Origin of the sequence: Mycobacterium sp. 1165178.9, assembly GCF_001673555.1 — a bacterium.
In the GTDB taxonomy this organism is placed as follows: Bacteria; Actinomycetota; Actinomycetes; order Mycobacteriales; family Mycobacteriaceae; genus Mycobacterium.
On record NZ_LZMB01000524.1, the window covers coordinates 1 to 12,903 of the forward strand.

Genomic DNA, 12,903 nt, shown 5'->3' on the forward strand with positions numbered 1-12,903 from the left:
GGCGCGGTTATGAGGCCTTCGAGGAACGCGCGGCGTTGAAGACGTGGCTGTATCGCATCGCGACGACCGCCTGCCTCCGTGCGCTGGAGAACCGCGCCAGCCCCGCAGATATGTCTCCTGGACCAGATCCTCTGCGTCGTGCACCGAGCCCAGCATGCGATAGCAATGCGCGATCAGCTCGGCCCGAAAAGGCGCCGCCTGCTCGACGAAATCCTCCTGCGCCGGCACGACCGTCTCCTCTCGGCTGCGAGGCGAAACCTACTCCCTTAGAGACGTCGCGCCGCCGAAATTCATCGGTCCGGGCGCGATGAATCGCGATGCCGCGCCGTATCTGCATTAGGGAAGACGCGGCCACGGCCGCAGACCACCCCAGAGAGTGAGAACGACCATGAACCAGCCCCGCACCGCCCTCCCCGATGGGCTCGTAGGCACCACCGCGATCGTCACCGGAGCCGGCCGCGGGTTCGGCCGTGCCATCGCCTGCGCGCTGGCGGCGGCGGGCGCACAGGTCGTCGGCGTTGCGCGTACCCGATCGCAACTCGAAGGGGTGCGCACCCAGCTCGGCGACGCGTTCACCGCGGAGGTGGCCGACGCCGCCGATCCTGAGACGGCCCGTCGGCTCGTCGACCAGTACCGGCCGCGCACACTGGTGCTGTGCGCCGGGGCCACGCCGCGCATGATGCCGCTGCAGGATCAGACCTGGGAGACCTTCAGTGAGAACTGGAACGCCGACGTGGCGCAGGCATTTCACTGGATTCGCCAGGCGCTGCTACGCCCGCTACCGCCGGGCAGCTCGGTGATCGTGATGTCGAGCGGCGCCGCGCTGAACGGATCGCCGCTGTCCGGCGGCTACGCGGGTGCGAAGGCAACCGTCAGGTTCATCACCAGCTATGCCGCCATGGAAGCGCAACGCGGCGGGCTGGGCGTCGGCTTCACCGCCTTGCTGCCGCGGTTGACGCCGGCCACCGGCCTCGGTGCGGTCGCCGTCGCCGCCTACGCCGAACGGCAAGGCGTCGACGTCGACACATTCGTGCGGGCCGCCGGACCCGCGCTCACCGCCGAACAGGTGGGCAAGTCGGTGCTGGAGATCGCAACCGGCGGCGCGGCCGAAGGCGGCGCGTACCTACTCACCTCAACCGGCCTCGCGCCGCTGTCCTGACCGCCCACACCCGAAAGGTAAGCAACATGAACACACCGCCGATCGTGTCGGCCCGAGAGTGGGCGACCGCGCATCAGCGACTGCTGATCAAGGAGAAAGAACTCACCCGGGCCCACGACGCGCTCGCGGCCATGCGGCGCAGGATGCCATGGACGCCCGTGGACGCCGAGTACGAGTTCGAGGGACCCGGGGGAAAGGTCAGCCTGCGGGGTCTGTTTCAGGGCAGGCGCCAGCTGGTGGTCTACCGCGCCTTTTACGGACCCGACATAGACGGCTGGCCCGACCACGGCTGCCGGGGCTGCTCGATGATGGCCGATCATGTCGGCAACCTGGCCCACCTGAACGCCCGCGACACCACGCTGGTGTACGTTTCGCGCGCACCGCAGGCCGACATCCAACGTCTGAAGGAGCGCATGGACTGGAAAATGCCGTGGTACACGATCACCGACGGCTTTGACACCGACTTCGGCGTCGACGAATGGCACGGCACCAACGCCTTCATCCACGACGGCGACCGCGTGTTCCGCACCTACTTCATCAACAACCGCGGCGACGAGGCGCTGGGAACGACCTGGAGCTTCCTCGATATGACCGCACTCGGGCGCCAAGAGAACTGGGAGGATTCGCCGGAGGGTTATCCGCAGACCGCTCCCTACGAATGGTGGGACTGGCACGACGCATACGGCGAGCACGAGCCGTCCCGCTGGTTCGGCGAGCCCGACCCCGACGATCCCAACGACATCCGGCCACCGCGCGCAGACTGAATTGCGGGGCGGATTCGGCATTTTCGGCCGCTCTAGTCGGCCCAAAAAACACGAATGCGCGGTAGCCGTCAACCGGCTACTCGCGCAATATCCCGCTCAGAGATTCAGGCTATAAAATTCGGTGGTTCGCCCTGCCCACCTGATACCCGGCAGGGAACGATTTCTCGATGACCTGCAATTGGTGATTCACCCTGGACTCCAGCTCGAGCACCACGCAGCTATCGCTGAAGGATTTCGATTCGAGAACTATGTACCGCTGACCACAATCGGTGATCGGGTCGCCCGAGTGCAAGCTCTCGACCGACACCGACTCCGGAGTTTCATCTGCCTCCATGCATGACACGTTAGGTCAATTGCGCAAATGAGGGAATAGACCGCTACGTCGGAGCGACCTGGCTGGGCGCGTCATGGGGTAGCGCCCGGCTGGCCGCCATCGATTTCCCCAAGGCCGCAGGTCGCTGCGTTAACCCGCCGCATCACTGAATAGCGTTGGGCTGCGGCCAATGTGCGGGTGTTTGCGGTGGTGACTGTCACCGGCGATGCCTAATCAGGAGAGTGGTGCGTGGAAGAACCACAACTGGCCCTCGAGGTCACGGGCTCCCCATTCACGCACGCCGTAGCCCTGATCGGTGGGCTCTTCGATCACGTCAGCGCCAGCGGCGCAGCAGCGCCGATAGTGGGCATCGACATCGTCGACGTTGATGACCGTCATGCCCGTTGCCGCGCCCAACGTGCGCGGCGATTGGTAGTCCTCGGCAGACGGGTGAAGCCAGATCACATGATCACCGGCGCGCACTTCACCATGGACACACCGGCCATGATCGTCTTGTTGCATTGCCCCGGCGGTCAGCCCGAACACCCTGACCAGGTACTCGTGGGCGGCAGCCAGATCGTCATACACGAGCAACGCGGTGGTACTGCGCACCGTCGAATCCAGCATTGTCATCTCCTCAATGGTGGCGAAAAGCTCCTCGGTGGACGGATCGTCAAACGCGGCAAGCGAAGCCACCATCCTCGACAAGCGCGCTTGCAGGCTCGCCGCCACCGCGACGCGTCGACGGGTGTCATCAAGGTGGCACTGCACGGCATTGCGCAACTGCCACTGGGGATCATCGACAACCTCGCCGATGCGAGTGAGCCCAAACCCCAGCCGCCGCAGCAAGCAGATCCGGTACAGCCGAGCCACATCCTGCCCGGTGTAGAGGCGGTGACCCGAGCTCGAACGGAAAGAGGGCCGCAGCAGGCCGATGTGATCGTAATGATGCAAAGCTCGCACCGTCAGCCCGGTGAGCTCGGCCAGGGCGCCCACCTTCCACACCGCAGGCCGGGCATTCTGCTGTCGCGTTTCGGACACAACCGTCACGCTAAGACCTGACGCGACGTGAGGAGCAAGTGTTTCAACCAACTCACCAGAAACCGCCTGAGTCTCCGGCCCTAGCAAGCCGAGCCCAGAACCCGGATCGTCAACCCATCGCACTGTGAAATATCTGGTACAACCCTACCAACCCAACCACCACCAACAAGCAACTGGCTTAGTCAGCGGCATCGCATCGAAGTTGAAAATGGTTGGGAAATACCGAATTTCGGTTGCTTCGCCACCGCTATCGGCTCTTGATAATCAACCGGGCGGGCATCGCGGCAGCCCCCAACATCCGCGATCCTGATCAAGACCCCCCGCTGACGCACACACCAATTCGAGCCAAGTCGGGAATAGCCCATTACGCGGTGGCGGCTTGCCGTTGCTTGAAAAACACACTGACCCGAGAGATCAGTCCATCGTCGCCCTGCTCGAACAGGATGCACTCAGGCCACGTGGTCGCAACGCCGTCGATCTCGAATGTCTCGGACAGCTCGGCGTACGACACCCGGGCGTCAACGTGCGAGACCCGCCGCACCTCCAACCGATGCCCTTGGAGATTGGTACACACCTTGCGCAGGTAGGCGACGTAGTGTGCCTTGCCCTCTATGACGTCGCAGAACGGCCCCTCCCGGGTCAGGCCGTCCTCGGTGATGGTGTCGGCCAGTCCGTCCCAGTCGTGCGCGGCCAGGCATTCCAGGTAGCGCTCGACCACGTCGTCTTGGGTCCCCATGTCGTCTCCGCTCGCTCGTGGGGTCCACGGTAAGCGCGGCGTCATCAGAAGGCTAGGTTCCTTTCATGAGCTGGTGGACCGCGCACGCCGACCGGACACTGAGCGAGCACGTGCCCGCGCCGCCCGACGCCGTCCGCGCCTTCTACGTGGACCTGGACAACATCAAGCTGGTGCACCCGCTTATCGTGTCCGTGGAAACGTTGTCCCGCAACGAAACTCAGGACGGCTACCAGCAAAGCTATCGAGTAGTGGACCGAATCCCATTGGGGGCGTTAACGCTACGGACTACGTATCAGGCCCGGCTACGAGTACTCGTCAACGGCGATGTGCTGACCGAGGCCGACCAGTCACCCGGGGTGCGGCTGCGTGGCACGGTGAGTTTCGATTCGGCCGACGGCGGCACCCGGGTCAGCGAGCACATCCGGATAGCCGCTCCGCGGCTACTGGCCGGAGTGACCATCCGCGAGGCGGTCAAGGCGCACGTCGAAATGCTGGCCGGCATCCGCCGGCACTTCGAATCGGCCTAACCCATTGCACGGTGGTGGATCGCTGCCTGCGTCCGTGATCACCTGTCCGCGAAATCGATCACTCCGCGAATATTGCGGCCCTCGCGCAGATCGACGAACGCCTCGTTGATCTGGTCGAGCTGGTAGTGGCGGGTCACCAACTCGTCGAGTTTCACCGCTCCAGCCTGGTACATCGACAGCAGCAACGGCACGCTGGTGCGCGGATTCATCCCGCCGTACAGTGCTCCCCGCAGTTGTTTGGCCGACAGCACCATCTCCTGCAGGATCAGCGGAACCACGGGCTCGGTGTAGGGAGTGATGCCGGTGACCACGCATATCCCGCCCTTGCGAAGCAGTCTCATGGCCAACGGGATCAGCTCCACGTGCAGAACTCCGGGGGTGGCGATGACGCGGTCAGCCATGACGCCGGCGGTGATGTCGGCCACCAGCGGTATGGCCTCCTCGGCGGAAACAGCGCTGTGCGTGGCACCGAAGATCTTGGCCGAATCTCGTTTGTATTCTATGGGATCCACAGCGACGACATATTTCGCGCCGGCAGCACGCGCCCCCTGCAGGGCATTCATTCCGACGCCGCCAGTGCCGATGACGACGACCGTGTCACCGGGCGCGGTGCCGGCGGAAACCGTTGCAGAGCCCCATCCTGTGCTGACGCCGCACGACACCAGCGACGCCGCATGGAATGGGATCGCGTCATCGATCTTGATGACGGACCTTTCGGTGAGCACCGCATATTCAGCGAACGTGCCGAGTTGACCGTAAGCCATGAGGTTTTCTTGGCCGAGATGCCGGCGACAGGTTCCGTCGGTGGGCATTTCCCTCGAGAACAGACTTGCTCCGGCGTCGCAGATGTAACTCTGCCCGTTCACACAGAACCGGCAATTGCCGCACGCGGGAATGAACGACATCGCCACGTGGTCACCCGGCCGTACCGTCGTCACGCCCGGCCCGACTTGCTCGACGACACCGGCACCCTCGTGACCACCGAGCATCGGGAACCAGTCCGGCTCAGGGATACCGGTTGAGGCGCGCACCTCGGCAGTCGGCAACACGTCGCCGGTGACAAGGTGGTCGTCGGAGTGGCAGATGCCGGCAACAGCCATCCGTACCAGGACTTCACCGTCGCGGGGCGGATCGAGCTCAACCTCGCGGATCTCCCAGTTCCTGCCGACCCCTTCCAGCACAGCGGCACGACACTTCATTACAACCTCCTGTTTTCTTGTGGCATTCGCGGCGCCGCCGCCGGGTTCACCGCGCCAATCTGGCCCGCAACTCCCGTTTGAGCACCTTGCCGTAGCTGTTTTTCGGTAGCTCGCCGACGAATTCGTAGCGCTTGGGGCGTTTGAAGCGGGCGATGCGCCGCAACAGGTGTGCGTCCAGCGCCGCGGGCTCGACCGCGCCCACGATGAACGCGACCACCACCTCACCCCACTGGGCGTCCGGGGTGCCCACCACGCATGCCTCGGCGACATCGGGGTGCTCGAGCAGAGCCTCCTCCACCTCGCGGGGGTAGATGTTGCTCCCGCCGCTGATGACGACATCCTTCGACCGATCCCGCAGCGTGAGAAAGCCGCGCGCGTCGAACGAGCCCATGTCGCCGGTGTAGAGCCAGCCGTCTTTGAGCGTCGCGCGGGTGGCATCGGGATTCCGCCAATATCCGGACATGACCGCGTCTCCGCGGCAGACGATTTCGCCGATTTCACCCAGCGGCGCCGGGTGGCCATCCGGGCCCAACACCGCGACCTCCATCCCCGACCGCGCATAACCGACCGAACCCAGAATCGCGTCGTCATCCGATTCGTGATCGGCGCGGCGAAGGCCGGTGATGGTCATAGGTGACTCGCCCTGCCCATAGATCTGGGCGAAGACCGGGCCGAAGGCCGCGATCGCCTTGCGCAGGCTTTCCACATACATGGGCCCGCCGCCATAGACGATCGCCCTCAGATTGGCCGGCCGACCGCGGCCCGTATCCACCAGCCGCTGCACCATCGTCGGCGCCAGGAACGCGCTGGCGGCCGGGTGATGTTCGCAGAGATCCAGGAACTCGTCGGGCTCGAACGCGCCCGACTCGGGCACGACCTGGCGGGCGGCGCGCAGCACGTACGGCAAGACGTAGAGCCCGGAGCCGTGCGACATGGGCGCGGCATGCACCAGGCTGCAGTCCTCATCAGGAGCGTCGATGTCCGCGAGGTGCGCGACCGTCATCGCCATGAGGTTGCGGTGCGACAGCATCGCGCCCTTGGATCGGCCGGTGGTCCCACTGGTGTAGAACAGCCACGCCAGCGCCGCCGGATCGGTGCGCGGCGCTTGCGCCGGTGCGGTGTCGTATCGCCGCGAATAGTCCTCGCAATCAATGGTTTCCGTCGGCGTCGCCGTGACGGGTGCTAGCTCGGTGCCGATATCCGACGAGACGAACACCCGCGCGGCGCCCGCGTCATCGAGGATCTGCACCATCTCGCGCGGATGCAGCTTGTAGTTGATCGGGACGACGACGCACCCGGCGGCCCAGGTCCCGAACATCAACTCGATGATCTCGGGACGGTTGTGGGTCGCGACGGCGATCCGGGCACCCGCGCCGTGCTGCTGCCGGATCGAGGCGGCCAGACGTAAGGCGCGGTCGCGCAACCCAACCCACGTGCACACGAGGCGATCCCCGTGATACACCGCACCGCGATCGGGAAACCGGCTCGCGGCCTGATCGAGCAGCGCAAACAGATTCATCGCTCGATCCACTGCGCCGCCAACGCCGACTCGGAAAGATACTTCGTCGAGCTCCAGCCGCCGTCGACGACAATGGTTTGGCCGTTGATGAAACTCCCGCCCGGCGAGCACAGGAAGGCGACGGTGCTGGCGATGTCGTCGATGCGGCCCAAGCGCTGATGCGGCGTCATCTCGGTGTTGATCTTGCGGAAGCGCTCATCCTCCAAACGCTTTTCGACCATCGGCGTCACCGTCACCCCGGGCGCGACGGCGTTGCAGCGGATTCCGGACGCACCGTACTGGCAGGCGATGTGAGTGGTCAGCGCTGTCAGGCCGCCCTTGGCGGCGGAGTAGGCGCCGCCGCGCAGGCCGCCGACGACCGCGAAAGTCGACGTCACATTGATGATCGCCGAGCCGGGGGCCATGTGCGGCAGCACGTCGCGTGCGAGCCGAAACGGCGCCCGCAGCATCAAACCCAGGAAGTAGTCCAGGGTTTCGTCGTCGGTTTCGTGCAGCGGCTTGGGGCTGCCCACTCCGGCATTGTTGATCAGGAAGTCGATGTGGCCCCACCGGCCGACCGCGAGGTCCACAATGCGGCGCGGTGCGTCATCGTGCGTGAGGTCGACGGCAAGTGTCGCGACGCGCTCCGGATCACCGACGGCCCCCGCCAGTTCGGCCAGCCGTCCCTCGTCCCGGCCGATGCCGACGACCGCCATCCCCGCCTCGGCGAGTTTCGTGGCGCACCCCAAGCCGATGCCACTGCTTGCCCCCGTGACGATTGCGACCTGCATCCCACCCATCCTTAGTCTCCGCGCGGCGACTCGCCGCGCTCGCGATCGCCGCGTATCAGCGACGCCCGGATCTGATGCTTGAGTATCTTGCCCGCGTCGTTCTTCGGCAGGGCATCCCAGATCACCACCCGTTCCGGCGCCTTGAATTTGGCGACGCCCTTGCTCACCAGCAGCGCGAGCAGGCTCGCGACATCCGGGCTCTCCGTACCCGCGGGAACGATCACCGCACAGGCAGACTCTCCGGTGCGCGCGTCGGGCAGCCCGATCACCGCGATTTCGGCGATGCCGGGGTGCTCGGCGAGCAGGTCCTCGACCTCCTTGGCCGAGATGTTCTCGCCGCTGCGAATGATCACATCCTTCACCCGCCCGGTCACGACGAGGTATTCCCCATCGACCCAACGCCCGACGTCGCCGGTGCGGAAAAATCCTTCGGCATCGAAGGATTCGGCATCGTCTTCCGTATGACGGTATCCCCGGAGCATCTGCGGACCGCGCACACAGATCTCTCCGTCACCCCGCGGTGCGGCTTCGTGCGCGGCCAGCCTGATTTCGGCGATCCCCGGCCTGCCGTCGGTGTCCGCCGCGTGACTGGCCTCGTCCGGCCGGGGTGCGCCGACAGTCGCGACCGGCACTTCCGTGCAGCCGTACACGCGGGTGACCACCGCACGATCGAAGTAGTCCGCGGCGCTGCGGATCAACGACGGCGACACCGACGCACCACCGCAGATGAATAGCTTCAGGTCGGGCAGGCGGGTGCCGGCGCGCCGCGCGGCCGACAACAGCTGTTGCAGAAACGGTGTGGCGCCAGCCATGTGGGTGCACCGCAACGAATCCATGAGCGTCACCGCCTGACCTGCATCCCAGCGGTCCATCAGCACCGCGGTCGTGCCCAGCAACAGTGGGCACTCGAATGCATATATCGAGCCGCCGATATGGGCGACCGGTGACGGCACCAGGAACGTGTCACCCGGGGTGATCATCCAGTGGTCGCGGATCTGACAGATCAGCGCGTGCATCGAATTATGTGTGTGCAGGACGCCTTTCGGTCGGCTCGTGGTGCCGGAGGTATAGAGGATCATTCGCACGGCGTCGGGATCCAGCACCGGAAGCGTCGCGCCGTGCGGTGGCTGCTGCAGCAGGGCCGCATACGGTGTGTGCGTCCCGGCGTCACCGCGCAGCACCACCACCTCCGGCGCGCGGCTCATCGCAATCGTCACGCGTTCGAGCATCGCAGCGTAGTCATGGCCACCGTATTGCCGCGGAACGAAAATCACTGCGGAGTCGGCATCTTCGAGGATGTACCGCAGATCGTGCTCGCGCAGCGACGGCAGGATCGGGTTCACCACCATCCCGGCCAGCGTCGCTGCCAGGTAAATGACGGCGCTCTCGTACCAGTTCGGCAACATGAACGACACGGTGCTGCCCGTCGGCATCCGTGCCAGCAGGGCGCCGGCCAGCGTATGGGCCTGGTGGTGTAGCGCGGCGTAGTCCAAGCGAATGTCGTTGTCTACCACTACTGTTCGGTGGGGCGTTTCGAATGCCGCCGTGCCCACTGCATCGGCCAGCGTCGTGTGCACCCACAACCCGCGTCGGTATGCCTCCGCCGCATGCGCCGTATCGGCCCGGGCGATCACCTTAGCCGGCCTGACCATCCACGCGACGCATCGTCATCGCGTACCGGAACCTCGACGACAGGTGGGTGTTGATGGTCACCTGGGCCACCTCACCATCGGAGGTCGTGTAGGTGCGCCGCATCTGCAGCGCGGCCGTGCCCGCTTCGGCACCAAGGCCGTCCGCCAACTCCGGGGGGAGCAGGACGGCGGCGATCTCTTGGTGCAACTGGGCGACGCTCACACCGAAAAGGTCCTCGATCAAAGGAAATATCGGGCCGGCGTGGCGCTGCAGCAGCCTGCCCACCGCAGCGAAACTCCGGCTGATGTAGTACTCGGTTCGGCACAGCGGAACCGACGCACCGTCGGCCTGCCGGTAGCCGCGAACCGACAGCCACTGGGTGCCGACTTCCAGGCCGGTCCGAGCGGCGAGGTCGTCGTCGATCGTCACCATCGCGTTGGATTCGATGGTCAGCTGCGCGCCGGCCGCGAACGCCAGCAGGTCGTCGATCGACATCGCGTCCTGCGCATAGGAGCTCGACGCCGGTCGGGGAACCACCCGGGTGCCAGCCCGTGGCCGGGAAGCCACCAGGTTGTCCTCGCGCAGCCGGCGCAACGCCTCGCGGATGGTGTAGCGGCTGACCGCGAAGCGCTCACACAGTTGGTGCTCGGTGGGCAGCTGCGAACCCACCGGGTAAACCCCGTCGACGATCTCCTTGCGGAGGGTGCGCGCGATCTGGAGATAGCGGTGGTCTCCCGCGATGGCCTGCGGCGTCATGGTCCGTCCGGTATCGGGTGCAACGCCAGCACGCTGCCGTCGCCGTCGGCCGAGAGATAGAGGGTCCCGTCGGCCGCCGCGGTGATGCCGGCGAAAGGGCCCTGCGGGCCGGAGAACGGTGGCATGCCGCGCAGCGGCTTGGGCGTGACGCCCGGCGGGGGGCCGACCGGCAGCCCGGACGCGATCGTCCGCCGTGCTTTGGTCGTCAGATCGAACGCGATCAACTCCTTGGCGCCGGCGTCGACGACGTACAGCACACCGGCCCGGACCAGGATGCCCTGCGGGCGTTGCAGATCGGCGATCACGGTGTCAATACCCGACCCGCCCACCCGCAACACCCGCCCGGCTCCGGCCTCGGCCACCAAACACGCGCCGTCCGCGTCGATCGCAACACCGACCGGCTCGACCAGCTCTACGGCGTCGCCCTGGGCAGCGCGGGTGTGGTGTTCGCCGAGCTGGGCACCGGACGGGTGCTGTCGCTAAAACCGGGTGGTGTCCAGGTGCTGGCGAAAGAGCTGGTCGAAACCGTCTGCCAGCACCTCGGTTTCGCTCGACTCCGGACGGTAACGGGCGAGCTGGCCGCCGGATGTGGTGACGACGAACTCGCCGGGTCCGCTCGCCGCGAGGCCGCGCAGGAAGCCGGGATACCCGGGGCTGAACAACATTCCCGCGGTGCGCAGGGATCCATCGGACTGGGCGACGTAGAAGTAGGTGCCGTCGGCGATGTAGAGCTGCCCGTCGTGGCCCATCGCCAGGTCCATCGGCCAGTTGAGTCCACCTGGCAACACGGATCGCGTTGTGCCGTCCGGGGATATCTCGGTGATCTCGCCGGTGAAGTTCGAGACGAACAAGCGGTCGTCGACGAAGGTGCAGTTGTCCAGGCCCGGATTCAGTTGGGCGAGCAGGCGTTGTTCGCCGCTGCGGGGATCGATGCGCAGCACCTGTCCACTGGCCACCTGCGTCGAGACGATGTAGCCCTGCGGGTCGAACTTGACCGAGTCGGGCACGCCGAGACCGGTTGCGACACATTGCGGCTCACCGCCATCGGGATGGATGCGCCAAATCTCGTTCGCGCCCATCACCGGGAAATACAACAGGCCGTCCGGGCCGACCTCCATCGCGTTCGGCGAGGGCACGTTCTCCAAGAGCACCCGCGGTGGTCCGCCGGCCAGGTCGAATTCCAGCAGCCGCCCGCCCTCCCGGCATTCGCCGATGAACAACCGGCCCTGGTGAAAGGTGATGCCGTTGGCTGACGGCACGTCGTCGCGCAGCACTCGCGTCCGGCCGCCGGTGTCGCGCACGCTGACCCGGCCGTCCATCACCTCGGTCGCGTACAGGTTGCCGCCGGCGTCGAACGCGACATCATCGGGCGCCACGATGTCGCCGCCCTTGGGGCACGCGGTCACGAGTTCCCCGGTGCGGTGATCGAGCGCGCTGATTTGACTGCCGGTCACCTGGGCGATGTAGATGCGCCCGTCCGGGCCGGTGCGCAGACCGTTGGCGCCGAACAGCCGACTGGGCGCGGTGACACGTTCGAGCTCCCAGTCCTCGGCGACGTCGACGGGGTGTGGCAGCGCATACCGCGAGGGCAGCGTTGGGATGGCCCTTGAGATGGACATGCTCGCCGAGGTCCTTCCGTCAGCCGTTTGGGCTGGACGCTATCAACTCCTCTTAGTCCAGACAATAGCTGCCAACTGGCGGCAAACCGCCCTTGACAGCCAAGTCCACCGATCGGAATAGTATTCTCCGACAGACAGAACCCAATATTTTGTCCGGACAAACTGGGTTACCGATCCCGCTACGAGCGCTGACGCGTGCCAGGGGAAAGCAGGTCATGGCCGATCACGAGGATCACGTGAATCTTCTAGGTCTCGCAGGCCGCGTCGTTGTGGTTTCCGGCGCCGGCGGGGGCGGCATCGGCACGACCGTCGCGGCCATGACCGCCCGGGCCGGGGCGACCGTGATCGCTGTGAGCAGGTCCAAGGAGAACCTCGACGAACACATCGCTCCGCTGGCACAGCAGGGACTTGCCATGGTGCCCGTCGCGGCCGACGCGTCGACCGATGAGGGCATCGCCACGGTGATCGACCACGCGCGCCAAGCCGACGGCGACTTGTACGGGCTGGTCAACGTCGCCGGCGGCGCCGAGCCGTCGACGTGGATGCCGTCCACGCGAGTGACGCGCGCCGACTGGCGCAAGATCTTCGCCGACAACCTCGAAACCGCATTCTTCATGAGCCAGGCCGTCGCAAGTGAACTCGTCAGGCGGCAACTGCAAGGGTCGATCGTGTCGATCTCCTCGATCAGCGGCATGAACACCGCGCCGTTTCACATCGCCTACGGAACGGCCAAGGCCGCGATCACCGCGATGACCCGCACGATGGCACTCGAGTTGGCGCAGGCCGGAATTCGGGTCAACGCCGTGGCGCCAGGCGTCACCGAGACGGTGGCGTCGCGCACCTATGTCGACGAGGATCCCGAGCGCGT

13 protein-coding genes and 1 pseudogene are annotated in these 12,903 nt (G+C 65.9%); 4 read left to right on the forward strand and 10 right to left on the reverse strand.

Going from position 1 to position 12,903, the window contains the following annotated elements:
- Positions 1-228: sigma factor (locus tag A5652_RS28755; protein ID WP_304441782.1), on the reverse strand; the 228-nt coding region annotated here is incomplete at its 3' end.
- 160 nt (positions 229-388) lie between these two features.
- Here A5652_RS28755 and A5652_RS22345 point away from each other — a divergent pair.
- The gene (locus A5652_RS22345) at positions 389-1,159 is read left to right on the forward strand and encodes an SDR family oxidoreductase (RefSeq protein WP_067356918.1); all 771 of its coding nucleotides are present in this window, start codon (positions 389-391) and stop codon (positions 1,157-1,159) included.
- 26 nt (positions 1,160-1,185) lie between these two features.
- Positions 1,186-1,923, forward strand: a complete 738-nt coding sequence (locus A5652_RS22350) for a DUF899 domain-containing protein (RefSeq protein ID WP_067356922.1) — start codon at positions 1,186-1,188, stop codon at positions 1,921-1,923.
- A gap of 109 nt (positions 1,924-2,032) precedes the next feature.
- Here the strand turns inward: A5652_RS22350 and A5652_RS22355 are convergent, their stop codons facing one another.
- From A5652_RS22355 to A5652_RS22365, 3 genes are all read right to left on the reverse strand, one after another.
- On the reverse strand, positions 2,033-2,257 hold the full coding sequence (locus tag A5652_RS22355) for a hypothetical protein (protein WP_067356925.1): 225 nt from the start codon (positions 2,255-2,257) through the stop codon (positions 2,033-2,035).
- Between the two features lie 213 nt (positions 2,258-2,470).
- Positions 2,471-3,277 carry a MerR family transcriptional regulator gene (locus tag A5652_RS22360; RefSeq protein WP_232001318.1) on the reverse strand — a complete coding sequence of 269 codons (807 nt, stop codon included), beginning with the start codon at positions 3,275-3,277 and terminating at the stop codon, positions 2,471-2,473.
- 364 nt (positions 3,278-3,641) lie between these two features.
- Positions 3,642-4,013 carry a nuclear transport factor 2 family protein gene (locus A5652_RS22365; protein ID WP_067356931.1) on the reverse strand — a complete coding sequence of 124 codons (372 nt, stop codon included), beginning with the start codon at positions 4,011-4,013 and terminating at the stop codon, positions 3,642-3,644.
- 65 nt (positions 4,014-4,078) lie between these two features.
- On the opposite strand from A5652_RS22365, the gene A5652_RS22370 reads away from it, so the two are divergent.
- Complete coding sequence (locus A5652_RS22370) at positions 4,079-4,540, forward strand: SRPBCC family protein (RefSeq protein ID WP_067356934.1); 462 nt, start codon at positions 4,079-4,081, stop codon at positions 4,538-4,540.
- 38 nt (positions 4,541-4,578) lie between these two features.
- On the opposite strand, the gene A5652_RS22375 is transcribed toward A5652_RS22370, so the two are convergent.
- The 6 genes and pseudogenes from A5652_RS22375 to A5652_RS22400 form a co-directional block, all read right to left on the reverse strand.
- The gene (locus A5652_RS22375) at positions 4,579-5,739 is read right to left on the reverse strand and encodes an NDMA-dependent alcohol dehydrogenase (protein ID WP_255361859.1); all 1,161 of its coding nucleotides are present in this window, start codon (positions 5,737-5,739) and stop codon (positions 4,579-4,581) included.
- Between the two features lie 46 nt (positions 5,740-5,785).
- Positions 5,786-7,258, reverse strand: a complete 1,473-nt coding sequence (locus A5652_RS22380; protein ID WP_197514061.1) for an AMP-binding protein — start codon at positions 7,256-7,258, stop codon at positions 5,786-5,788.
- Entirely contained in the window at positions 7,255-8,037 is a 783-nt protein-coding gene (locus A5652_RS22385; RefSeq protein WP_082984019.1) for an SDR family NAD(P)-dependent oxidoreductase, read from the reverse strand. The genes A5652_RS22380 and A5652_RS22385 overlap by 4 nt, the downstream gene beginning before the upstream one ends.
- Before the next feature lie 2 nt (positions 8,038-8,039).
- Entirely contained in the window at positions 8,040-9,680 is a 1,641-nt protein-coding gene (locus A5652_RS22390; RefSeq protein WP_156745485.1) for an AMP-binding protein, read from the reverse strand.
- On the reverse strand, positions 9,664-10,416 hold the full coding sequence (locus tag A5652_RS22395; protein WP_067356940.1) for a GntR family transcriptional regulator: 753 nt from the start codon (positions 10,414-10,416) through the stop codon (positions 9,664-9,666). Before A5652_RS22395 ends, A5652_RS22390 begins: the two co-directional genes overlap by 17 nt.
- Positions 10,413-12,035 (reverse strand): annotated as a pseudogene (locus tag A5652_RS22400) (SMP-30/gluconolactonase/LRE family protein). The gene A5652_RS22395 and the pseudogene A5652_RS22400 overlap by 4 nt, the downstream one beginning before the upstream one ends.
- Positions 12,036-12,250: 215 nt before the next feature.
- Between A5652_RS22400 and A5652_RS22405 the strand changes: the two are divergent.
- On the forward strand, positions 12,251-12,903 hold a 653-nt coding region (locus tag A5652_RS22405), incomplete at its 3' end, for an SDR family NAD(P)-dependent oxidoreductase (RefSeq protein ID WP_067356943.1).

Bases quoted from the DNA above. Each gene is read 5' to 3' on its own strand.
- A5652_RS22345 (WP_067356918.1), top strand. From the start codon at position 389: ATGAACCAGCCCCGCACCGCCCTCCCCGATGGGCTCGTAGGCACCACC.
- A5652_RS22350 (WP_067356922.1), top strand. From the start codon at position 1,186: ATGAACACACCGCCGATCGTGTCGGCCCGAGAGTGGGCGACCGCGCAT.
- A5652_RS22355 (WP_067356925.1), bottom strand. From the start codon at position 2,257: ATGGAGGCAGATGAAACTCCGGAGTCGGTGTCGGTCGAGAGCTTGCAC.
- A5652_RS22365 (WP_067356931.1), bottom strand. From the start codon at position 4,013: ATGGGGACCCAAGACGACGTGGTCGAGCGCTACCTGGAATGCCTGGCC.
- A5652_RS22370 (WP_067356934.1), top strand. From the start codon at position 4,079: ATGAGCTGGTGGACCGCGCACGCCGACCGGACACTGAGCGAGCACGTG.
- A5652_RS22375 (WP_255361859.1), bottom strand. From the start codon at position 5,739: ATGAAGTGTCGTGCCGCTGTGCTGGAAGGGGTCGGCAGGAACTGGGAG.
- A5652_RS22380 (WP_197514061.1), bottom strand. From the start codon at position 7,258: ATGAATCTGTTTGCGCTGCTCGATCAGGCCGCGAGCCGGTTTCCCGAT.
- A5652_RS22385 (WP_082984019.1), bottom strand. From the start codon at position 8,037: ATGGGTGGGATGCAGGTCGCAATCGTCACGGGGGCAAGCAGTGGCATC.
- A5652_RS22390 (WP_156745485.1), bottom strand. From the start codon at position 9,680: ATGGTCAGGCCGGCTAAGGTGATCGCCCGGGCCGATACGGCGCATGCG.
- A5652_RS22395 (WP_067356940.1), bottom strand. From the start codon at position 10,416: ATGACGCCGCAGGCCATCGCGGGAGACCACCGCTATCTCCAGATCGCG.